At 71.8% G+C, this 20,834-nt stretch carries 17 protein-coding genes and 2 pseudogenes; 8 read left to right on the top strand and 11 right to left on the bottom strand.

Annotated elements, in window-relative coordinates; all coding sequences use genetic code 11:
• Window positions 1-126: 126 nt before the first annotated feature.
• The gene (locus tag ACF08N_RS32045) at window positions 127-3,123 is read right to left on the bottom strand and encodes a family 16 glycoside hydrolase (RefSeq protein WP_392328225.1); all 2,997 of its coding nucleotides are present in this window, start codon (window positions 3,121-3,123) and stop codon (window positions 127-129) included.
• A gap of 250 nt (window positions 3,124-3,373) precedes the next feature.
• On the opposite strand from ACF08N_RS32045, the pseudogene ACF08N_RS32050 reads away from it, so the two are divergent.
• Window positions 3,374-3,787, top strand: a pseudogene (locus ACF08N_RS32050) (1,4-alpha-glucan branching protein); the annotation flags it as partial.
• A gap of 68 nt (window positions 3,788-3,855) precedes the next feature.
• Here the strand turns inward: ACF08N_RS32050 and ACF08N_RS32055 are convergent.
• The 3 genes from ACF08N_RS32055 to ACF08N_RS32065 form a co-directional block, all read right to left on the bottom strand.
• A complete protein-coding gene (locus ACF08N_RS32055) occupies window positions 3,856-4,242 on the bottom strand; it encodes a VOC family protein (RefSeq protein WP_392328226.1) in 387 nt (128 codons plus the stop codon).
• Complete coding sequence (locus ACF08N_RS32060) at window positions 4,239-4,532, bottom strand: ArsR/SmtB family transcription factor (RefSeq protein ID WP_392328289.1); 294 nt, start codon at window positions 4,530-4,532, stop codon at window positions 4,239-4,241. Before ACF08N_RS32060 ends, ACF08N_RS32055 begins: the two co-directional genes overlap by 4 nt.
• Window positions 4,533-4,693: 161 nt before the next feature.
• The gene (locus ACF08N_RS32065) at window positions 4,694-6,544 is read right to left on the bottom strand and encodes a galactose oxidase-like domain-containing protein (RefSeq protein ID WP_392328227.1); all 1,851 of its coding nucleotides are present in this window, start codon (window positions 6,542-6,544) and stop codon (window positions 4,694-4,696) included.
• 210 nt (window positions 6,545-6,754) lie between these two features.
• Here ACF08N_RS32065 and ACF08N_RS32070 point away from each other — a divergent pair, with 210 nt between their 5' ends.
• Window positions 6,755-7,564, top strand: coding sequence for a helix-turn-helix transcriptional regulator (locus ACF08N_RS32070; RefSeq protein WP_392328228.1), 810 nt, complete (start codon window positions 6,755-6,757; stop codon window positions 7,562-7,564).
• 184 nt (window positions 7,565-7,748) lie between these two features.
• Here the strand turns inward: ACF08N_RS32070 and ACF08N_RS32075 are convergent, their stop codons facing one another.
• The 4 genes from ACF08N_RS32075 to ACF08N_RS32090 form a co-directional block, all read right to left on the bottom strand.
• Window positions 7,749-9,020: an alpha-L-fucosidase gene (locus tag ACF08N_RS32075; RefSeq protein ID WP_392328229.1), complete on the bottom strand. Its 1,272-nt coding sequence runs from the start codon at window positions 9,018-9,020 to the stop codon at window positions 7,749-7,751.
• 184 nt (window positions 9,021-9,204) lie between these two features.
• The gene (locus ACF08N_RS32080) at window positions 9,205-9,768 is read right to left on the bottom strand and encodes a rhodanese-like domain-containing protein (protein WP_392328230.1); all 564 of its coding nucleotides are present in this window, start codon (window positions 9,766-9,768) and stop codon (window positions 9,205-9,207) included.
• Between the two features lie 96 nt (window positions 9,769-9,864).
• A complete protein-coding gene (locus ACF08N_RS32085) occupies window positions 9,865-10,536 on the bottom strand; it encodes a response regulator transcription factor (RefSeq protein ID WP_392328231.1) in 672 nt (223 codons plus the stop codon).
• Window positions 10,533-11,729 carry a sensor histidine kinase gene (locus ACF08N_RS32090; protein WP_392328232.1) on the bottom strand — a complete coding sequence of 399 codons (1,197 nt, stop codon included), beginning with the start codon at window positions 11,727-11,729 and terminating at the stop codon, window positions 10,533-10,535. The genes ACF08N_RS32085 and ACF08N_RS32090 overlap by 4 nt, the downstream gene beginning before the upstream one ends.
• 111 nt (window positions 11,730-11,840) lie before the next feature.
• On the opposite strand from ACF08N_RS32090, the gene ACF08N_RS32095 reads away from it, so the two are divergent.
• The 5 genes from ACF08N_RS32095 to ACF08N_RS32115 all read left to right on the top strand — a co-directional run bounded on the left by ACF08N_RS32095 (window position 11,841) and on the right by ACF08N_RS32115 (window position 18,178).
• Window positions 11,841-13,373, top strand: a complete 1,533-nt coding sequence (locus tag ACF08N_RS32095; RefSeq protein WP_392328233.1) for a hypothetical protein — start codon at window positions 11,841-11,843, stop codon at window positions 13,371-13,373.
• A 184-nt stretch (window positions 13,374-13,557) separates the two neighbouring features.
• The gene (locus ACF08N_RS32100; RefSeq protein WP_392328234.1) at window positions 13,558-13,992 is read left to right on the top strand and encodes a hypothetical protein; all 435 of its coding nucleotides are present in this window, start codon (window positions 13,558-13,560) and stop codon (window positions 13,990-13,992) included.
• Between the two features lie 264 nt (window positions 13,993-14,256).
• Window positions 14,257-16,347, top strand: a complete 2,091-nt coding sequence (locus ACF08N_RS32105; RefSeq protein ID WP_392328235.1) for a SpoIIE family protein phosphatase — start codon at window positions 14,257-14,259, stop codon at window positions 16,345-16,347.
• A 145-nt stretch (window positions 16,348-16,492) separates the two neighbouring features.
• On the top strand, window positions 16,493-16,963 hold the full coding sequence (locus ACF08N_RS32110; protein WP_392328236.1) for a cation:proton antiporter regulatory subunit: 471 nt from the start codon (window positions 16,493-16,495) through the stop codon (window positions 16,961-16,963).
• 3 nt (window positions 16,964-16,966) lie between these two features.
• The gene (locus ACF08N_RS32115) at window positions 16,967-18,178 is read left to right on the top strand and encodes a cation:proton antiporter (RefSeq protein WP_392328237.1); all 1,212 of its coding nucleotides are present in this window, start codon (window positions 16,967-16,969) and stop codon (window positions 18,176-18,178) included.
• Between the two features lie 122 nt (window positions 18,179-18,300).
• On the opposite strand, the pseudogene ACF08N_RS32120 reads toward ACF08N_RS32115, so the two are convergent.
• Together ACF08N_RS32120 and ACF08N_RS32125 are read right to left on the bottom strand one after the other, a co-directional pair.
• A pseudogene (locus tag ACF08N_RS32120) lies at window positions 18,301-18,526 on the bottom strand (2OG-Fe(II) oxygenase); the annotation flags it as partial.
• Window positions 18,527-18,627: 101 nt separating this feature from the next.
• Window positions 18,628-19,533: a LysR family transcriptional regulator gene (locus ACF08N_RS32125; RefSeq protein WP_392328238.1), complete on the bottom strand. Its 906-nt coding sequence runs from the start codon at window positions 19,531-19,533 to the stop codon at window positions 18,628-18,630.
• A gap of 145 nt (window positions 19,534-19,678) precedes the next feature.
• Between ACF08N_RS32125 and ACF08N_RS32130 the strand changes: the two genes are divergently transcribed.
• Window positions 19,679-20,383, top strand: coding sequence for a type 1 glutamine amidotransferase domain-containing protein (locus ACF08N_RS32130; protein WP_392328239.1), 705 nt, complete (start codon window positions 19,679-19,681; stop codon window positions 20,381-20,383).
• A 6-nt stretch (window positions 20,384-20,389) separates the two neighbouring features.
• On the opposite strand, the gene ACF08N_RS32135 is transcribed toward ACF08N_RS32130, so the two are convergent.
• Window positions 20,390-20,779, bottom strand: coding sequence for a VOC family protein (locus tag ACF08N_RS32135; RefSeq protein WP_392328240.1), 390 nt, complete (start codon window positions 20,777-20,779; stop codon window positions 20,390-20,392).
• Window positions 20,780-20,834: the final 55 nt, after the last annotated feature.

Below are 20,834 nucleotides of genomic sequence, written 5' to 3' on the forward strand. Positions count from 1 at the left end.
GGGGGGGGGGGGGGGGGGGGGGGGGGGGGGGGGGGGGGGGGGGGGGGGGTGGGGGGGGCCCCCCCCCCCGCCCGCCGGGGGGGGGGGGGGGGGCGCGCCCCCCCGCCCCCCCCCCCCGCGACCCCCTTACGCCAGGGGCTCGATCCAGATGTTGCGGTACCGCACCTTGTTCCCGTGGTCCTGGAGGCGGATGGCGCCCGCCGTCGGTCCCTCGGGTGCGCCGGCGCCGGTCGCGCCCGTGATCGCCACGTCGTCGTGGACGGTCGTGCCGTTCCACACCACTGTGACGCGGGCGTCCTCGGTCTTCGCTCCCCTGTCGTCGAAGCGGGCCGCGCGGAAGGTGATGTCGTAGGTCTGCCAGGTCCCGGCCGGCTTGGCCGCGTTGGCGTCCGGGGCCTTCTGCCGGTAGATGGCGGCCGCCTCGTCGTCGGCGGGTGTGGTGTCGCCGTACGAGTCCAGGATCTGGATCTCGTAGCGCTCCTGGAGGTACACGCCGCTGTTGGCGCGGTTCTGGCCGGTCACGTCCGGCGGCAGCTCGGGCAGCCAGAACTCGACGTGGAGCCTGAAGTCACCGAACGCCTGCTTGGTGCGGATGTCTCCGCAGCAGACCTCCATCGCCCCGTCCGTCAGAGGCCACTGGGCGGCCCGTCCGTCGGTGTGCTGCCAGGGGCCGCGGTCCTCTCCGTCGAACAGGACGATGCGGCTGCCGTGGGGATGGACACTGATGAGGTCGAGGTTGACGTGGCCGGTGTCGCCGTCGTCGTGCCGGTAGGTGATCGTGTTGTGCCCGGCGCGCAGGGGCAGCCGCTCGGTCCGGGTGGACCAGCTGTTCCAGGCGCCTGTGCTGAGCAGCTTGGACTGCGTGACCTTCTCGCCGTTGACGTACACGCTCACGGACTTGGTGCCGGTGAACGGATGCGGCCCGTTGGCGTACCGCAGCCCGACGTCGTACGTGCCCTCCTGGTCCACCTCGACGTCGAACGCGGTGGCCGCACCCTTGCTCCCGTACCCGGCGACGAAACCGCTGCCGGAGTAGCCGGCGTGGTTCGTGGCGGTGCCGGCACCGCCCGCGAGGCGTGCCTCCTCCGCCTCGTAGAGGGTGGTCGGCGGCGTCTTCCCTGGCATGGCATTCAGTGTGTACCAGGCTTCGGTGCTCCACAGCGGCTCGCCGCTCGCGGAGCTGAAGGGGCGCGGCGAGCGCACGTGGACCACCCGGTCCGGTTTGAGGCCGGCGATGTCGAGGGTGACCTTCTTGCGGTCGTCGGACAGGGTGGCCGACCGCACGGCGAGGGGCTCCTCGTCGATCTTGGGGCCGCCGTACGAGGGCGTCGGGACGTACCGCCACTGCTCGACCTGGTAGCGGGCTGTCAGCGCGTCGGCCGTGGCCTGGGACAGCGGCTGCGTGTACTCCAGCTCGAAGCCGCCGGGCTTCGCACGCATCGCGAGGATGTCGAAGGCGTTGCCGCCGTTCGGCGTCAGTTTCTGCAGGCCGTGGGCGAGCTTGCCCTCCTGGCCCCAGTTGCCGCCCGCGCCGAGGCCGCCCGCGTAGATCGCGCCGTCCGGGCCGCGGCTGATCCGGTTGACGCCGGCTTCGAGTCCCTGGGTGTGCCGGAAGACGGCGCCCTGGTCCTGGCCCTTGACCTGTTCCAGGTAGGCGCGCTGGAGTCCGCCGTAGGTGACGTCGCCGAACAGCATCTGGCCGGCGAACGGTCCCTCGGTGAGATGGAGCGGTGTGCTGGGGGAGTTGGCGATCTCGTTCTGGGGCAGCCAGAGGACCGGTTTGGTCACCGGGTTCGTGTCGAACGGGCCGTCCGGGTTGGTGAAGTGGTTGAAGAAGCGGTCCTGCTTGATGCGCACCAGTTTGGACGCGGGTAGCCAGCCGCCCTGGTTGTCGGTGACGAAGATGTCGCCGCCGGGCCCCCATCCGATGCCGTTGGGGGTGCGCAGGCCGCCCGCGACGTACGCGATCCTTCCGGTCTTCCGGTTGACCTTGACGGTGGTGCCGCGGTTGGCCGCGGGCTGCGGATCGGTCGTGGCGCCGCCGTAGTTGATGGCCACCGACAGATTGAGGTAGAAGAATCCGTCCCGGTACAGCAGGCCGAAGGCGAACTCGTGGAAGTTGCCGCCGAAGGGCCAGGTCGCGACTGTCCTCGTCGCATCGACGACATCGTCCCCGTCGGTGTCGGTGAGCTCGGTCAGCTCGTGCTTCTGCGAAACGTACAGCTTGCCGTCGACGGCCTTGATCCCCATCGGCTCCTTGAGGCCGCCCGCCACCTTCTTGACCGTCACCTCGTCCGGGCCGGTGGTGCCGGTGACGTTGCCGAGGAGGTACACCTCGCCCTTCGTGTTGTCCGTGCCGCCCCAGGTGGTCACGGCCAGGCGGCCGTCCGGCAGCCAGTCCATCCCCGTGACCTGCGGCTCGAATCCGCGGGGGCGCAGGTCGGTCAGCCGGTAGCCGGGGTGGATGCCGGTCAGGGGCAGACCGTCGCCGGGGGAGTCGGTGCCGCTCTCGCACTCCTTGCGGCCGGGCGCCGTCACCCGTACGACACCGGCGTCGGTGCTCAGGACGGAGCCCGGGACGACGGAGAACTCCGAGGAGCCGGGCGGCCGCCAGGCCAGCGTGATCTGCTGACCGCCGGTCCGGTCGAAGTGGTCGATCCGCAGGGCATGGTGACCCTCGGTCAGATGAACCGTCCCGTCCTTGGGCTCGGCCGCGTGGAGGCCGTCGTGGTCGATGACCGGCTTGTCGTCGATCAGCAGGCGCGAGCCGTCGTCGCTGGTCAGCCGGAAGTCGTAGGAACCGTCCTGCGGGATGGCGATGTTGGCGGTCACCTGCGAGACGAAGTGGTCCTCGACACCGAAGTCGCCGGCCGCGCTCCAGTCGATGACGGGCATCAGCCTGTCGACGTTCGGGGTCTGTCCGGGCTTGAGGCTGCAGATCCTGCTCATGGGCAGCTGCACGTCGAAGACGCGCAGCGTGACGCCGGGCTCCTGCGGCGGCAGGTCACCCGCGGCGGAGTCCGCCGCGTACGACGGCGCCGAGGTGAAGCAGCCGGCGAGGAAGGAGACGACGACCAGGCCGGTCAGTCGTCTGCGAAGTCGGTGGTGCAGCCGTGCATGCATGCATCCTCCCGGGGCCCCCTGCGGGGAAGCGCGAAACGGTGACGGACGAACACGAGCGCGCCGCACACCCTAGGAGGCTTTCGCTTACGGTGTCCATACTTCGTCATCACAGTGCACAAAGTTCATGATGGGCAGGGCGAAGGCACGTCATTCCTGGCGTAGTTTGCTTTCAGGTCAACAAAGTTGACGACCTGTCACCTGCTGCTCGGTGCGGGGGGACGGGCACGGGCCTACGCGTGAGGGAACTCGCATGGCCTCTGTCCACCGCACCACCGTGACACCCACCAAGCCGGAGCTGCTCACCCGCCGGCTGCCGAAGCGGAGTTGGTACGCGGGCGACGCGGACACGCCGGAACTGGTCAAGGCCGGTGGGTTCCGTTCGGACGATCCGGAGGGTGCGGTTGGGATCGAGTTCATGGTGAGGGCGCAGTTGCGCGCCCTCCTGCGCGGTGAGGCGATACCGCAGCATCAGAGCAAGAGCGACACCCCTGACCTGACCGTCACCGTGCAGGGAACCGGCGCCGGCGGCGGGCTCGACGTCCAGGTCAACCGCGTCCTGCGGCCGGCGGAGGCCGCGCAGACGTCGTCCGCGCGCCTCGTCGCCGGGTGGACCTGGCCGGACGGAACGGCTGTACGTGGAGTACTGGCGGCCGTCGCGGCGCGATGGGACGTTGCGCGGATGCAGCCCGTTCCGCAGCCGAGATCCTTCACTTTGCCTCTCCGCGCAACCTCTTACTTGGTCTGGGCGATCTGGATCAGGTTGCCGCAGGTGTCGTCCAGCACCGCGGTGATGACCGGACCCATGTCCGCCGGCTCCTGGGTGAACTGCACACCGAGCCCGCGCAGGCGGGCGTACTCCGCGTGGACGTCGTCCACGGCGAAGGAGGTGAACGGGATGCCGTCCTTGGCCAGCGCGTCCTTGTACGGCTTGACGGCGGGGTGGCTGTCCGGCTCCAGCACCAGTTCGGTGCCGTCGGGGTCGTCGGGCGAGACCACGGTCAGCCACCGGTGCTCGCCGAGCGGGACCTCGGTCTTCTTCACGAAGCCCAGCACCTCCGTGTAGAAGCGCAGGGCCTTGTCCTGGTCGTCGACGCAGACGCTCGACAGGTGGATCTTCATTCTCCGGACTCCGGTGCATCGGGCTTGAGCCATCGGGCGACGATGCGCTCAAGCGGTTCGGTGGTGAGGTCGTGGAATTTGTAGCGGCCCTGGCGCCGTGTCCGGATCAGACCCGCCGATTCCAGCACGGCGAGGTGCTGGCTGATCGCCTGACGGGACGATCCCAGACCGTGCCTGGTCGTCAGCCGCGCGCAGATCTCGAACAGGGTCTGACCGTTCCGCTCCGTCAGCTCGTCGAGGATCTTTCTGCGGGTGGGATCGGCCAGGGCCTTGAAAACATCGTCCGCCACCACGCCACCATAGGCAAGCAGCGGCTTGCCTATCAAGTTGGGGGCCGGACCCACCAGGCGCCACCGCCCCGATGCCTATCCGGCGGTCGGCCGGGGTGGCGGCGGCGCCGTCGGGGGCGGGCGGTCCGGCCGGGACGCGGGGCGTCCCGGCCGGACGGATGTCACCGCCCCTTCGAGTAGGGCTTGTGGGACTTGACGGCGACGAACTGCGCGGTGCTCGGGACGCCGTTCTCGTCGAGCAGGAACAGCATGTAGTAGCCGGGCGGGGCGTCGTTGGCGGTCGGCGGGGCCTGGAGGGTCAGCTCGCCGCCCTCGCGGGAGACGATGCGCAGGTCCAGGTGGCGCTGGCTGAAGTTCACGGCGTGGGTCGCGGTCGTGGGCGCGAGCAGCACGGCGCGGTCGACGCGTTCCGGTGTCGAGGTGGTGACCTTGAAGCGGGCCCCGTGGGCGACCGGCCTCTTGGGGACGCTGTTGAGGACCGGGCGGGTGCCCTGGTGGAGGTAGGCGGGCTCGTAGATCTCGATGCTGCCGTTCATGCTGTCGGTGATGTCGGCGTCGTTGGCGAGCTGCTGGAGCTCGTCGCCGGTGAGCATGATGCGGCCGTCGGGCAGGACGACGGCGTTGGAGTGGTAGCCGCGCGGGAGCCGCTGGACCGGTCCGAGCTTCCACTCGCCGAGCGCGTCGCGCGTCTCGATCTGGCGGTACTTGAGGTCGGCCTCGGGGTTGTAGGGCCCGTTGCCGTAGTCGCGGATGTCGTAGGCGCCGTTGACGGTGAGCAGGCTCCCGTCCGGGAGGATCACGGTGTCGTCCTGCGTGCGGCCGAAGGCCCGGGGCTTCTCGGTCTCCCACTTGCCGTCGGCGAGCCGGTAGGTGTTGGGGTCGTCCCGGCTGCCGCCGAGGACGAGGACGGAGTCGGGACCGCGGAAGCCGGCCGGCAGGGGCACGGCGGAGCCGTAGTTGCGGCTGAAGTTGTCGGGCCGGTTCGGTAGGTCGCTGCGCGTCTCGGCAATGGGGTCGAAGACCCACTGCTCCTTGGGGTCACGGCCGAGGCCGTAGACCTTGCCGTCGCGCAGGGTGAACAGGTGCGGGTAGTCGCTCGTCGAGCTGAACGGGGCGTCCACCCTGAGCCGGTCCACGGGGACGTTCCTGGGGACGTCCGTCTTGTACCACGGCACGGGGTGGCTCTTCGCGGGGAAGCGCTCGACGACCGGAGTGGCGGTGCCCCACCCCTTCTCGGACTGCCCCGACATGATCAGCAGACGTCCGTCCGGCGCGGTGACGACGGACGGGTACCAGCGGCCGACCGACATGTCCTGGTTCAGCGACCAGCGCTCGGTCCACGGGTCGAACACGAGCGAGAGCTTGGCGCCACTGCCGCCCTTCCCGCCGAGGTTGCCGCCAAACACGCCGAGCATGCCGTTGGGCAGGAACGCGTGGCCCGCACAGAAGAACGGTGCCGGGCGGCTCTCGTTCTTGCCGTCGGGCATGATGACGTTCGGCGGTGTCACCTTCTTGAACGCCGCCGCGCTGGTTCCCTTGGCGGGATCCCACAGGTAGGCGCGGCCGGCGTTGGCCTTGCCGAGGGTGTCGGTGGGGGCCGGCTCCTGCGTCGGGTTCGACTCGATGCGCTCGAAGGAGAACAGCAGCACCTTGCCGGTGGGCAGCTGGGCGACGTGCGCGCCGAAGTCGGGGGAGGGGAAGTAGTCGGCGAACTGGCCGAAGACCTTGGGGTGGAACCGGGAGTTGGCCTCGGCCTGGGACGTGGCGAGGCTCTGCAGGCTCTGGATACGGGTCAGTTGCGAGTAGCCGTCCATGGCCTGGGCCTCGGAGCGGACGCGCGCGTGCGCCCGGGCGTGGTCCTGTCCGAGGACGGCGGCCTCGTCGGCGCGCACTCCGCCGCGGGTTTCGGACGCCGGGCCCGAGTCGTGGGCATGGGCCGGCAGCACTGTGGTCGTGAGCGCGCCGACCACGGCGCATGCCGAGATCACCGCCGACAGTCTCGTGCGTGACATGGAGCTCCTTGTGGGGGAAGGAACGGCGACAGGTCGCCAAAACGTTGACGGAGAGTGAGATTTCTTTGATCAATATCACTCATTGTCATATCTATGGCGATGTATGCGTCGCACGCACGTCCAAAAAATGGGCGCATGTTCGCCCGTCCGTGTGGCCGACCGGCTGCTGACCGCCGGGACGTCCCCTGCCGCCACTGGTAGATTTTCGCCATGACGGACACCCCCGGCACGGCACCCGGCCGGACGGTCGCACTCCGGCTGGACCGGCCGCCGCGCATCGCGAGCCTCGGTGTCGGAGTGCACGGCACGGCCGGCCTCACCGACGTCTTCCGCCTGCCGGACCTGTGGCAGCTCCATCTCTACGCGTACGACGGTGAACTCGTCGTGGACGGCGAGAAGTTCACGATCAGACCGGGCCGCGTCAGCCTCGTGCCGCCGGGGGCGCTCGTTCGCTACCGCTACCGGGGACGGTCGGAGCACCTGTACGTCCACCTGGAGCTGCCGGGAACGGGTGAGGCATGCCGGGTTCCGGTGATGCAGGACAGCGGTGCGCTGCTGCCCGTGCTCACGGACCTGCTGCGGCACGCCGTCTCCGCGGGGCCGGAACAGGCGGGCCGTGCGGCGGCCGACGTGTGGGCGGTGCTGTGGCGGGTGGCCGGACTGTCCTCGGCACCGGGCCCGGGCGGCGGCCCGCACCCGGCCGTCGCCGCGGCCGTCGCCCATGTGGAGTCGCATCTCGCGGGGCCGCTGACCGTCCCCGACGTCGCCGGAGCCGCGGGGATCTCGCACAACCACCTCACCCGGCTCTTCCGTGCCGAGACCGGGGACACCGTCGTGGCGTACATCAGACGCCGCCGGATGGAGCGGGCCCGGCATCTGCTGACGGAGTCCACCCTGACCATCCCGGCGATCGCGGCGGCGGTCGGTGTCGCCGATCTCCAGGCGTTCAACAAGGCGTGCCGGCGCGAACTCGGCGCCTCGCCGCGCGCCGTACGCGCCCGCAGCCGCCGGCGCGCCTGACGACGGGCCGGCGAGGGGCCGGCGTCAGGCCCGGCCGCTTCAGGGCCAAGCAGAGCTCCGGGGGAGCGGCCGGCTCCAGTCGCGCCCCGTCGGCCCCGCGGCCCGCACCGCTTCCGTCGCGGCCCGTGCGCCCGTCGGCCCCCGCGGCCCCACCGGCGGCGCGGCACCCGCGGCCCGCCCCGCCTCAGTCGCGGCCCGTGCCCCGGTACAGGTCGAGTTCACCGTCGAGTTCGACGGCCAGCACGGTCGCGTACGCGTCCACGTCCCGGGCCGCCGGAGCGTCGATCCAGGTCACGCCCGGTACCTCGGCCAGGCCGCCCACCACGCGATGCGTGAGCGGCGCGCCCGTGCCGAGCACCGAGACCCGCCGTACGCGATTGCGCAGCCCGCGCACGCCGACGCTGTCGCGCGGCGGATCGAAGCAGACCAGGTAGAGCGTGCGGCGGTCGGGCGACAGGGTGCTCGGCCCGTAGTGGTGCCCGGCGGGCAGCCCCGCGACCGTCCCGTACACGGCCTCGCGGTGCGCGGCGATCCACCCGCCGAGGCCCTCCAGGCGGGCCGCCTGCTCGTCCGTGATGGTCCCGTCCTCCCTCGGGCCCACGTCGAGCAGCAGGTTTCCGCCCATGCCGATCGTCTCCGCGAAGTAGCGCACCAACTGGCGCACCGACTTGTGGTTGGTGTCGCCGTGCTGGAACCCCCACGAGTCGTTGACAGTGAGGCACAGCTCCCAGGGGCCCTCCGGGGCCTGGAGCGGAACACCCTGTTCGGGCGTGGCGTAGTCCCCGTGGCCGAGCATGCGCGCGTTGAGCACCGTGTCGGGATTCCCGGCCAGGATGCGCGCGGCGAGCGCGTCCAGGCCCCACTGCTCCTCGGCCCGCTCCCACTCGCCGTCGAACCACAGCAGATCCGGGCGGTAACGGTCGACCAGCTCGCCGACCTGGCCGTCGCGGTAGGCCAGGTAGCGCGCCCAGGCCGCCGGGTCCTCGACCCCGTCCGCGGGCGCGACCCAGCGGCTGGTGTTCACGTCGTCGTGGGTGGGGCGGGGGTGCAGCACGCTCGCGTAGTCGGGGTGGTTCCAGTCCGAGTGCGAGTAGTACAGGCCCACCTTGAGCCCCTGCTCGCGCAGCGCGTCGGCGTAGGGGCCGACCAGGTCGCGGGCGGCGGGCGTGTGCCGTACGACGTCCAGATCGCCGAGCGCGGTGTCCCACAGGGCCACGCCGTCGTGGTGACGGGCTGTCATGACGGCGTACCTCGCGCCGGCCCGCGCGAACAGCGCGGCCGATTCCCTCGGGTCGTAGCGCGCGGCGGTGAAACCTTCGAGCTGCTTCATGTACTGCTCGTGGGACACCTGCCCGGTGTAGAACGACCAGGACTCGGGCACGCCGTCGACGGCGTAGATGCCGTAGTGGACGAAGATTCCGAGCTTCGCGTCGGAGAACCAGGACTGCAGGGGCATGAGGGCAACACCTCGGTCCGCGGTGACGGGAGGAGCGGCCGTGCGCCGCGCCGTGCCGACGCTATGCGGGACGCCGGTGCCTGCGCGTGGGGTGCGCTCACCTCAACTGGTCGATTTTCACCGAGGCAGAATCGCACCTGTCGCGCCGCCACACCGGGCGGGGACCGGGTGACGGCGCGCGGCCCTACTCGGTCAGCGAGGCGATCGTCGCGTCGAGGTCCGTGTCCTTGGGGCGGTTGTGGGGCAGCTTGGCCAGGACGTGGGCCATGCCGCAGGTGTCGGTGAGGGCGGAGAAGACCAGCCCGCCCGCGATGCCCGCGGACAGCAGCCGGGCGGCGGGCCGCATGCGGCCGAGGGCGAGACCTGCCAGGACCAGCGAGCCGGCCGCCAGCCGGACCTGCCGCTCCATGGCCCATGCCGTCCGCGCCCCTTCCGGACGGTGCAGGTCGTGACCGAGCTCGGCCCAGCCGCTGGTACCGCCGGTCAGCGTCGCCGCGCTGATGCCGTGGCCGGCGAGGGTCTCGCACGCCTGGGCCGAGCGGGTGCCCGAGGCGCAGACGAGGAGCAGATCGCCGCGGTCGGCAACGGTCCGCAGGGCAGGCAGCGCGCGGTCCAGACGGTCGAGCGGAATGTTGTGGGCGCCGGGCAGATGGCCGGAGGCGTACTCGCCCGGTGTCCGCACGTCGATGACGGTCAGCTCGTGCAGCCGGGGGCGGGCCTCGGAGGCGGTCAGGGAGGAGCTCGGCATGATCGGTTCCTTGTCTTCGGTGTCGGACGCAGCCGACCCGTACGGTACCCACGGCGGTGCCCGGGCCGACGCCACGGGCCGGATCCGTGAGCCCGCTCAGCCGGTCGGGGACGTGTCGATGCGGTAGCCCACCCCGGGCGTCGTCGTGATGACCGGCGGGCTTCCCAGCTTGCGGCGCAACCGGCCGATGGTGACGGTCACCGTGTTGGTGAACGGGTCGGCGTTCTCGTCCCACACCTGTTCCAGGAGTTCCTCGGCGCTCAGGAAGCCCGGACTGGCCCGCAGCAGCGCCTCCAGGACGGCGAACTCCTTGACGGACAGCCCCATCGGACAGCCGTCGCGGAAGGCGGTCCGGCGTACCGGGTCGAGTTCGAGGCCGGCGGCGCGCAGTGTGCGCGCCCGGGCCGCGGGCCTGCGGCGGGCCAGGGAACGGATGCGCAGGATCAGCTCCGGGAAGTGGAAGGGCTTGGCGAGGTAGTCGTCGGCGCCGAGGGTGAGACCGCTGACCCGGTCGCCGGGCGACCCGGCCGCGGTCAGCATCAGCACCATCGCGCGGTCGTCCCGCTCGGTGATCATCTGGCAGAGGGTGTCGCCGTGGATGCCGGGCAGGTCGCGGTCGAGGACCACCACGTCGTACGCATGGACGTCGAGCCTGGCGGCGGCGGCCAGCCCGTCGTGCGCGAGGTCGACGGCCATCCCCTGGTCGCGCAGCCCCTCGGCGACGACCTCGGCGAGCGACCGCGCGTCCTCGACGACCAGCACCCTCACGGTGTCGTCCCTTCGACCTGGTCGACATCTTCGAACCGGCCGCGTTCCGCATCGGCCGCCGGCGGCAACGCGGCCGTGACCCGCAGGCCGCCCTCCGGCCGGGCTCGGAGGGCGAGGCTGCCGCCGTGTGCGGCGGCGATCGCCGAGACGATCGACAACCCCAGGCCGGAACTCTCCTCCGACCCGGTCCGGTCGGCGCCCAGCCGCTCGAACGGCTGCCCCAGCCGGTCCACTTCGTCCTGGTCGAGGACGCGCCCGCCGGTCTCGACGACGAGATGTGCCGCGGTGTCGTCGTGACGGATGGCGATCCGGATCCAGCCGCCCTCGTCGTTGTGCACGATCGCGTTGTCGATCACGTTTTCCACCAGCCGCGACAGCAGGGCCGGACTGCCCCGCGTGAACGATTCCGGCCCCACCTCGTGGTGAACGGTGAGACCCTTCGCTGCAATGTCGGTGGCCCGGGCGGCCAGTGTTTCCCCGGCGAGTTCGCCGAGCGACACAACAGTCCGGTCGGCGAGGGCGCTGTGCTGGGCGCGGGCAAGGACGAGGAAGCCGTCCAACAGGCAGTCCACCCGGTCGAGTTCGGTCCGCAGGCGATGGGCGAGCGCCACGGTCGGTGCCGCGGGCTCCGGCTTGGCGACGGCCACGTCCAGCGACGCCCGCATCGTCGCCAGTGGAGTGCGCAGCTCGTGTGAGGCGTTGCCGACGAACCGGCGCTGCGCGGCGAATGAGGCTTCGAGGCGTTCCAGAAGACCGTCGATCGTGTCGGCGAGCTCCTTGACCTCGTCGGCAGGGCCGGTCACCGCAAGCCTTCGGTGCAGGTTCTCCGCGGAGATCCGCCGGGTCGCCGCGGTGATCAGCCGCAGCGGGCGCAGGACCCGGCCCGCGAGGGCCCGACCGAGCAGCAACGAGACGGCCGCCATCACCACCAGTGCGATCAGAGAGCCGACCAGCAGCTGGCGGGACTGCTGCGCATGCACGGCCGAGAGCTGCCCCTCCAGGTCGCGGATGTGCTGCTCGGCAGCGGCGAGGCCGGACCGGCCGGGCGGGGGCTGACCGGGAGCGACGCGGGTCGCCTGGCTGCCGGACAGCAGGTAGGTCAGCGCGAGGAGTCCCATTCCGGACAGGAGGAACACCACGGCGTACAAGAGCGTGAACCGCCGCCCGACCGTCCCATGCCGCAGCGTGCCCATGGTTGCTCCCCCTGTCGGTGCTGATCGAACCCAGGATGCCCCGCCGCACCTAACAACGACATGACAACAGCCGTTCGGACGGCGTGAGGGCCCGATCCGTAGAACCGGACCATGCCCTCGACCAAGAAACTGCTCCGTCAGGAGTGGACCACGTTCCGGCGTCCTGGCCGGCTGATCGCGATGGCGGCCGCGGCTCTGGTCGTCCTCGCCCTCGGTCTGCTCTACGCGGCCGGCAACCATGCGTCCTGCGACGGCTCGTGCGCGACCGACCCGAGAGGACCGGACGGCTCCCCGGTCAGCGACCAGTTCTTCTTCCTGCACCGGGATCTGGGCGAGAACGGCAGCATCACCGTCCGGATGACGTCCATGACCGGCACCGTCACCTACCCGCCGCCGGGCCATGACCAGATCGTCTCCGGGCTGGTGCCCTGGGCGAAGGCCGGGATCATCATCAAGGACGGTGTCCGTCGGGGATCCTCCTACGCGGCGCTGATGCTCACCGGCAGCCACGGCGTGCGGATGCAGCACGACTACCGCCATGACGTCGCCGGCCGCACCGGTGGGGTCTCGGCGCAGTCACCGCGGTGGCTGCGGCTGACGCGGTCGGGCGACACCATCACCGGCTACGAGTCCGACGATGGCAAGCAGTGGGCGAAGGTCGGCACGGCGAAACTGTCCGGGCTGCCCCCGACCGTACAGGTCGGCCTGTTCGCCACCTCCCCGGGCGACATGACGCTGCGGCGAACCGGCCTCGGCGGCGCCACCGAGCAAACACGCTTCACGCAGGCCGGCGGCGTCTTCGACCACGTGAGCCTGAAGGGCACGGATCCCGCCCAGGGCTGGAGCAGCGAGGCTGTCGGCGAGATGAACCGCTCCGACTGGGAGAAGTACCACAAGGCGTCGGAGGCGGTGGTCGGGACGAACGGCACGATCACCGTCACCGGCATCGGCGACATCGGTCCGACAGGGACCGAGGGCGGTCTCCCCGTGGAGCGTACCCTCACCGGCCTGACCGTCGCACTGCTCATCGTGCTGGTGGTCGCGGTGCGTTTTGCCGGCGCCGGGCACCACCGCGAACCCACCGGCGGCGCACCGGTCACCCGCCAGGTGCTCGCGGCGAAGGCGACCGTCGTCGGAGCCGTCACGTTCCTGACCGGTCTCCTCGCCGTGGGCACCGTGATCCCGGTCGGCCTGGCGATCCTGAGAGCGAACGGGATGCCCGTCATCGCGGTGTCCACGTCCACAGGAGTACGGGTCGTCGTCGGTACTGCCGCAGTGCTCGCCCTCGCGGCCGTGCTCGCACTCGCCCTGGGCGCCACGCTGCGCCGTGCCTGGCTCGCGATCCTCGTCGCCGTCTCGGCCGTCGTGGTCCCGTACGCCGTGGCCGCCGTCCCGCTGCTGCCCGACGGCCTGTCCCAGTGGCTGCTGCGGGTGACTCCGGCCGCCGGCTTCGCCGCCCAGCAGACCCTCACGGAATATCCGCAGGTCATCGCGCACTACGCGCCCTCCGCCGGATACTTCCCGCTGCCGTGGTGGGCCGGGATCGCCGTGCTGTGTGCGTACACGGTGATCGCCCTGGGTCTCGCTCTGCGCCGCCTGCCGCGCAGCGATGAGCGGGCCGCGCAGCCCGTCGACTGGAGATGACCCGTGACGGCGCAGGAGCCCGCGACCTCCTGCGCCGTCACCGGGGGCTCACCTGAACCAGGCGACGCGGTGGCCTGCACGCCGTCACCCGTACGGATGCCTCCGCATGGCACACGAGGCAGCCCCGCCCGACGCTCGAAACCCCGTGCGCGTCCGGCGTACGGCACCGTGCGAGGAGCGGATCATGAGCCAGCAAACGCCCCCGGTCGGCGCCACGCCGCCCGCACCCGACCCCGCCGCCGGCTGGGTGACCGGCGGAGTCGCCTTCGCGGGCGTGCTCATGCTCTGCGGCGGCGTCCTGGCCGTCCTCCAGGGCATCGCGGCGATCGTCGAGGACGCCTGGTACGTCAGGGTCGGTGACTACGCGTACCGGGTCAGTCTCACGGGCTGGGGCTGGATCCATCTCGTCATCGGGGTTCTCGTCGCGTGCACCGGCGCCGGGGTGCTCAAGGGCGCCGAGTGGGCCCGGCTCGCCGGCATCCTGCTCGCCTCCCTCAGCCTGGTCACGCAGTTCCTTTTCCTGCCGTACGCGCCGATCTGGTCGGTGATCATGATCGCGCTGGACGTCTTCGTGATCTGGGCGCTCGCCGCCTACCGCAGCCCCGGTCCGGTGCTCTGACCGGGGCCTGCGCCGCCCGGGACGCCGAACTCGCCTTCCCCCGGCCTCATTTCACTGTTGTGTCCTGCCCGAAGGGCCCCGTGTGCCGTGCACGCGCCCGGCGCGGACCGGGCGCGGCCCGGGCGCAATCCGAGGTCACAGATCGGTCCGAAGGGCTGCGGTCCGCGCTGGTACGGAGGGAATATGGGAGGTATCCCGTCATCCCGGTGTGAGGACGTGAGCGAACGGGCGTGCCTGTGCATCGTGACAGGGGAAGGAGCGATTGTGGGCAGCGCTGACGTGTTCCGTGCCGGCCTCGCAGGGGACCGTCGCGCGGACGTCGCGCTGTCGCCGCCGGGCGGGCTCATGGACGTGCTCGCGGTCGCCGCCGTCGTCCTCGACTCGCAGGGCCGCATCGTGCTGTGGAGCCCGCAGGCCGAGCAGCTCCTCGGCTACACCGCGCAGGAGGCCCTCGGACAGTACGCCGCCCAGCTGCTGGTCGCCGACGAGCACTTCGACCTGGTGCTGAGCCTGTTCCAGCAGGTCATGGAGAGCGGGCAGGGCTGGGAAGGCGTCTTCCGCGTCCGGCACAAGGACGGCTCCACCCGGCTGCTGGAATGGCGCAACATGCGCTTGCAGGACGACCTCGGCGGCTACTACGCGCTGGGGCTCGCCACCGACCAGGCGACGCTGCGCCGCGTGGAGCGCGACCTCGCGCTGTCCGTGCGCCTGGTGGACCAGTCGCCGATCGGGCTCGCGGTCCTCGGCAGCGACCTGCGGTACGTGGCGGTCAACCCCGCCCTGGAGCGGATCGGGGGGCTGCCGGCCGACGACCTGGTGGGCCGCAGCATCAGGGAGACCCTGCCGTTCGGCGACGCCGACAGCCTGGAGGCCTCGATGCACGAGGTCCTCGCCTCCGGCGCCCCGGTGCTCGACCGGCACGTGGTCGGCCGGGTCCTGGCCGATCCGGTCGGTGAGCGCGCCTGGTCGGTGTCCATGTACCGGCTGGAGGACCCCGGCGGGCGCGTCCTGGGGCTCGCCGTCTCCGTCGTGGACGTCACCGACCGGCACCGCGCGGCCACGGAGGCGGAACGCGCCCGCCGGCGCCTGGCCCTCGTCGCCGACGCATCCGTACGGATCGGCACGACCCTCGACCTGGAACAGACGGCCCGCGAGCTCGCCGACGTGGCGGTGCCGGAGCTCGCGGACGTGGCCGCCGTCGACGTCCTCGACAGCGTCCTCGCGGGCCCCGACGGCCGCCCGAACAGGGCTGACGACGGCCCGATGCTGATCCGCGCCCTCGCGGTGGCCGCCGCGTACCCCACCGTCGCCGTCGAGGCCGCCGACCGCCCCGGCGAACTCGCCCGATACGACGCCGGACGCCTGGTCACCCAGTGCGTCAACACCGCACGTCCCGTCACGATCCCGAGACTCGGCGAACAGGACCTGCGCGACGTCGCCCGCGACAGCAGGGCGGCGGGCATCCTCGCCGAGGCCGGTGTGCACTCCTACATGGCCGTGCCGCTGATCGCTCGCGGCGAGGTGCTCGGGGCGCTCGACCTCAAGCGGGCGCGCAATCCCGACCCGTTCACCGAGGACGACGTCCTGCTGGCGACCGAGTTCGCCGCGCGCGCCGCCGTCTGCATCGACAACGCACGGTGGTACCGCCAGCAGCGGGAGACCGCCCTCACACTCCAGCGCAGCATGCTGCCCGAGACGCCCGAGCATCTCGTCGGCCTCGAAGTGGCCTCCCGCTACCAGCCCGCGAGGGCGAACAGCGAGGTCGGCGGCGACTGGTTCGACATCATCCCCCTCGACAGGGAGCGCACCGCCCTCGTCGTCGGCGACGTCATGGGCAGCGGGATCAACGCCGCCACCGCCATGGGCCGGCTGCGCACCGCCACCCAGACCCTCGCCCGGCTCGCCCTGGACCCGGCCGTCGTGCTGCGCCACCTCGACGAGATCACCGCCGGACTCGACCCGTACATCGCCACCTGCATGTACGCCGTGTACGACCCGCACCGCGCGCAGTGCTGCATCGCCAACGCGGGCCACCTGCCCCCGGTCCTGGTGCGCAGCGGATGCGCGCCACGGCTGCTCGACCTGCCCACCGGCACCCCGCTCGGCGTCGGCGGCGTCGCACTGCGCAGCGTCACCGTCGGCATCGACCCCGGTGACGTACTCGTCCTGTACACGGACGGCCTCGTCGAGACGCGCGACCAGGACATCGACGTACGGCTGGACATGCTGCTCGGTCTGCTCCAGACCCCCGACGCGACGCTGGGCCAGACCTGCGACCGGCTGCTGCACGCTCTTCGCCGGCCCGACGCCTCGGACGACGTCGCACTCCTCCTCGCCCGCGTGACCGGCTCGTAGGCGCAGGTCACGCACGCGGCCGCCGTCCGGTTTCCCGTGGCCGGATGACAGGATGGCGGGGCGGTGCTGCGCCGACCACCGCCCTTTCCCCGTAGGCATGCACGACGCGAACGAGCAAGGAGGACGGGCCGTGCCCGCTCCCAGGATGAGCACGACACCCCTGCCAGGCATCGGAGTCCAGTACGACCTCACCACCCGCGAGCGACAGCACCTGTCGGTCATCGCCCACCGCGACGGCACCCGCTCGGTGAACGTCTACCGGCCCGACGACCCCGACGCCTGCGCACAGTCACTGCACCTGACGAGCGCCGAGGCGGCCTCGCTCATCGACGCCCTGATGCCCGACCACCACAGCCCCACCGTCCTGCACACCACCGACCTCGGACTGATCGCCGAACGCGTCGAGCTGTCCGCGCACTCGATGTGGAACGGGCGGGTCATGGGCGAGTTGCGGCTGCGGACCGAGACCGGTGCCTCGGTGGTGGCCGTGCTGCGCCGGGCCGAGGCCATCCCCTCGCCGGGGCCGGACTTCCGGCTGGCCGGCGGCGACACGCTGATCGTCATCGGCACCCGCGAGGGCGTCGAGGCGGCCGCGGCGATACTCGGACGGGAGTGATCGGTGCACTCCGCGGTCTTTCTCATCGAGTTCGGCGCCATCATCCTCGGCCTCGGCCTGCTCGGCAGATTCGCGGGACGGCTGCGGTTCTCGCCGATCCCGCTCTACCTGCTCGCCGGTCTCGCCTTCGGCACGGGCGGACTGCTGCCCCTGGGCGCGAGCGAGGAGTTCGTGGCCATCGGCGCCGAGATCGGCGTCATCCTGCTCCTGCTGATGCTCGGCCTCGAATACACGGCGAGCGACCTGGTCTCCAACCTCAGGACCCAGTACCCGGCCGGTCTCGTCGACTTCACCCTCAACGCCCTGCCGGGCGCGGCGGCGGCACTGCTGATGGGCTGGGGCCCGGTGGCCGCCGTCGTCCTCGCCGGCGTCACCTGGATCTCCTCGTCCGGCGTCATCGCCAAGGTGCTCGGCGACCTCGGACGGCTCGGCAACCGGGAAACGCCGGTGATCCTCAGCATCCTGGTCCTCGAAGACCTGGCGATGGCCGTCTACCTGCCGATCATCACCGCCCTGCTCGCCGGCGTCGGTCTCGCCACGGGCAGCGTGACGCTGGCGATCGCGCTGGGTGCCGCGGGGGCGGTGCTGTTCGTCGCCGTCCGCTACGGGCGGCTCATCTCACGCTTCGTCAGCAGCGACGACCCGGAGAAGCTGCTGCTCGTCGTGCTCGGCCTGACCCTGCTGGTCGCGGGTATCGCACAGCAGCTCCAGGTATCGGCCGCGGTCGGCGCGTTCCTCGTCGGCATCGCGCTGTCCGGCGAGGTGGCCGAGGGCGCGCACACCCTGCTGAGCCCGCTGCGGGATCTGTTCGCCGCGGTGTTCTTCGTCTTCTTCGGGCTGCACACCGACCCGTCGAGCATCCCGCCGGTGCTGCTGCCCGCGCTCGCTCTCGCCGTGGTGACGGCCCTCACCAAGATCGCCACCGGCTACTGGGCGGCGAAGCGTGCCGGTGTCGGACCCAAGGGCCGCTGGCGCGCGGGCGGCACGCTGGTGGCGCGGGGCGAGTTCTCCATCGTCATCGCGGGACTTGCCGTCTCGGCGGGGATCGAGCCGTCGCTGGGCCCGCTGGCGACGGCGTACGTCCTGATCCTGGTGGTCATCGGCCCGCTGACGGCGCGTTACACCGAGCCGGCCGCTGGCTGGCTGACATCCCGGCGCGCCAGGCCGGCTGCCGAGCCGGTCCCGGAGCCGGCGAAGGTGGAGGCCCGCGACTGAAGCGCCCTGCGCGGGCGGCGCTCCTTGCGCCGGGTCGCGGGCGGCGGCCGCATGGCTCCGCCAGGGACGGCGGCACCGCCTCGCGCGGGTCGGGGGCGGCGGCACAGTTCGTCGTCGCCCCACGCCGCGTCGTGGAAGACCAGGCCCAGTGAGCGGCGCAGGTCCGCGTGGACCGTGCTCACACCGTGGTGGACCTGGGTCGCGGACCAGCCGCGGCGGGCGACCGGGCGGTCCCGCGTCGTGAAGATCGGACCGTGGCCCTGTCACGAGCACGCGGACCGTGCCGCGGGACTGCGCCCGCGGGCGCTGCTCGACCAGGAGCAACTCACCGCCCGTGTAGTCGCGGTGCCAGGCGTCGGGAGCCCGGCAAGATCGGCGAGACACCCCCTAGCGCAGGAGAATCCGCGCGGACCGGTCCTGCCCCGCCGCGCGGCACATCGGTTGCCGCGTCAGAGCGCGCCCCACAGGTGCGCCCTGGTGCGCAGGTGGTCGTATACGAGTGCGAGCGGCGGGTGGATCAGCGCACCCGTGCGGACCGCGAGGTAGAGCGTGTTCAGCGGCGGTGCGGCCGGCTCGTGCAGCAGCTCCACCGACCCGGCGGCGAGGGCCGGTTCCGCCAGGTAGCGCGGGAGCGTGCTGACGCCCGCTCCCGCGACGACGGCGGCGAGTACGGCCCGCAGATCGGGGACGGTCACGGCGATGCCGTTCGGCGGACGCCGCCCGAACTCGCTCAGCCAGTAGCGCCGCACGATCGGCAGATCGTCCGCGTATGCGACGAGCGGCAGATGGGACAGTGCGCCGATCGGATCGGCGGCCAGCCGTACGGGGTCGATGCTGCGCGCCAGCGTCGGCGGCCCGATCAGGACGAACTCCTCGTCGACGAGCGGTGTGGCGGCGATCTCCTGCTGCGTCGGCCGCACGGCGGACACCACCAGGTCGACCCGCCCCGCCGACAGCGCATCCAGCAGGTCGGTGGCGAGTCCGAGCGTCACCTGCAGGCGCAGTCCGCGGGTGGTGAGCGGTGCCAGCGTGGGCAGGACGCGCATGGCCATCAGTTCGGCGGCGCCCGCGATGCGCACGGTGCCGACGTGGGCGGCGCCCTCGCCGGAGGTGTCCAGCGCGGCGCGGAGCTCGTCGAGATGGGTGCCGATGCGCGCGGCGAGATCGGCCGCCCGGGCCGTGGGCGTCGCCCCCTTGCGCGAGCGGACGAACAGCGGCTCGCCGAGCTCCTGCTCCAGCCGTGCGAGCTGGCCGCTGACCGCGGGCTGGGTCAGGCCCAGACGCTCGGCCGCAGCCGAGAGGGAGCCGCAGCGGTAGATCTCCAGGAATGTCGACAGCAGATCCAGTGCGGGCACGCAACCCTCATTCCATAAGAAAACTTATGACGTCCATGGTGCCCGTGGATGGTCCCGGGTGAAAGCTGTTGGTGTCCGCTTCGAGACCTCGAACAGCGTCGAGACCTCGAACAACCGACATCCCTCAGCGAAGGACCCCTTTCCCATGTCGAAGATCCTTATGGTCGTCTCCGGTGCCGACAGCCTGGAACTGGCCGACGGCTCCAGCCATCCGACCGGCTTCTGGGCCGAGGAGGTGGCCGCGTCGCACGAGGTGCTGCGCGCCGCGGGCCATGACGTGACCATCGCGACGCCGGGCGGCGTGCGGCCGACCGCCGACCCCATCAGCCTGGACGCGCGCGGCGGTGTCGAGGAGGCGGACGCCCGCCGCTTCGCCGCGTACCTGGAGGCGATCGACGGTGAACTCGCCGCGCCGCTCGACCTCGCGAAGGTCTCGGCGGACGACTACGACGCCGTCTACATCCCCGGCGGCCACGCACCGATGACGGACCTCGCCGACAACGCCGACCTCGGGCGCCTGCTGAACGACGCCGACCGCGGCGGCAGCCTCGTCGCGGCCCTCTGCCACGGCCTGGCGGCGCTGCTGAGCGCGCGCCGGGAGGACGGCTCGTTCACCTTCGCCGGCCGGGAGGTCACCTCGTTCAGCGATGAGGAGGAGCGCCAGGGCGGGCTCGGGGACCGGTCGCCGTACTTCGTCGAGTCGCGACTGCGCGAGCTCGGCGCGAAGGTCACCACGGGCCCGGCGTGGTCGAGCACCGTGGTCGAGGACGGCAACCTGATCAGCGGCCAGAACCCGCAGTCCAGCGCCGACACCGCACGGCGCGTGGTGGGCGCGCTCGCCGCGCGCTGACGCGGCCTACTCCGCGTCCGGAGCGGGCTCCAGCGTGAAGGAGTGACCGGCCGGGTCGGCGTAGACGCGGGCCCGGCCCGGACCCGGTCCGGCGCCGTTGTCCACGGGCACCGCCCCGAGGCCGACCGCCTCACGCTCGGCGGCGTCCAGGTCGCCCTCGGCCACGCGGATGTACAGGTGCGACTGCTGCGAGTCCTCGGGGCGCGGCCAGCTCGGCGGGGCGTACCCGTGGTCGCGCCGCACGGCGAGCCGCACGCCGCTGCGGCCGGCCACCTCCACGAGGTCGGGGTCGTGGCCGACGCGGACCTCCGCATGGAGCAACGCGGCGTAGAAATCGGCGAGTTGCCGGGGCTCTGCCGAGTCGAGGACGAGGACCGGTGTCTTCGTAACCGTCATGCGCTGCGTCTACCCCGACTGCTGCACCCCACACGACGGTCCCTGTCGCCACGAC

Origin of the sequence: Streptomyces sp. NPDC015127, from assembly GCF_043080095.1 — a bacterium.
Lineage (GTDB): Bacteria > Actinomycetota > Actinomycetes > Streptomycetales > Streptomycetaceae > Streptomyces.

Coding starts and splice junctions, on each gene's coding strand:
- ACF08N_RS32045 (WP_392328225.1), bottom strand. CDS start 3,123: ATGCATGCACGGCTGCACCACCGACTTCGCAGACGACTGACCGGCCTG.
- ACF08N_RS32055 (WP_392328226.1), bottom strand. CDS start 4,242: ATGAAGATCCACCTGTCGAGCGTCTGCGTCGACGACCAGGACAAGGCC.
- ACF08N_RS32065 (WP_392328227.1), bottom strand. CDS start 6,544: ATGTCACGCACGAGACTGTCGGCGGTGATCTCGGCATGCGCCGTGGTC.
- ACF08N_RS32070 (WP_392328228.1), top strand. CDS start 6,755: ATGACGGACACCCCCGGCACGGCACCCGGCCGGACGGTCGCACTCCGG.
- ACF08N_RS32075 (WP_392328229.1), bottom strand. CDS start 9,020: ATGCCCCTGCAGTCCTGGTTCTCCGACGCGAAGCTCGGAATCTTCGTC.
- ACF08N_RS32080 (WP_392328230.1), bottom strand. CDS start 9,768: ATGCCGAGCTCCTCCCTGACCGCCTCCGAGGCCCGCCCCCGGCTGCAC.
- ACF08N_RS32090 (WP_392328232.1), bottom strand. CDS start 11,729: ATGGGCACGCTGCGGCATGGGACGGTCGGGCGGCGGTTCACGCTCTTG.
- ACF08N_RS32095 (WP_392328233.1), top strand. CDS start 11,841: ATGCCCTCGACCAAGAAACTGCTCCGTCAGGAGTGGACCACGTTCCGG.
- ACF08N_RS32100 (WP_392328234.1), top strand. CDS start 13,558: ATGAGCCAGCAAACGCCCCCGGTCGGCGCCACGCCGCCCGCACCCGAC.
- ACF08N_RS32110 (WP_392328236.1), top strand. CDS start 16,493: ATGAGCACGACACCCCTGCCAGGCATCGGAGTCCAGTACGACCTCACC.
- ACF08N_RS32130 (WP_392328239.1), top strand. CDS start 19,679: ATGTCGAAGATCCTTATGGTCGTCTCCGGTGCCGACAGCCTGGAACTG.
- ACF08N_RS32135 (WP_392328240.1), bottom strand. CDS start 20,779: ATGACGGTTACGAAGACACCGGTCCTCGTCCTCGACTCGGCAGAGCCC.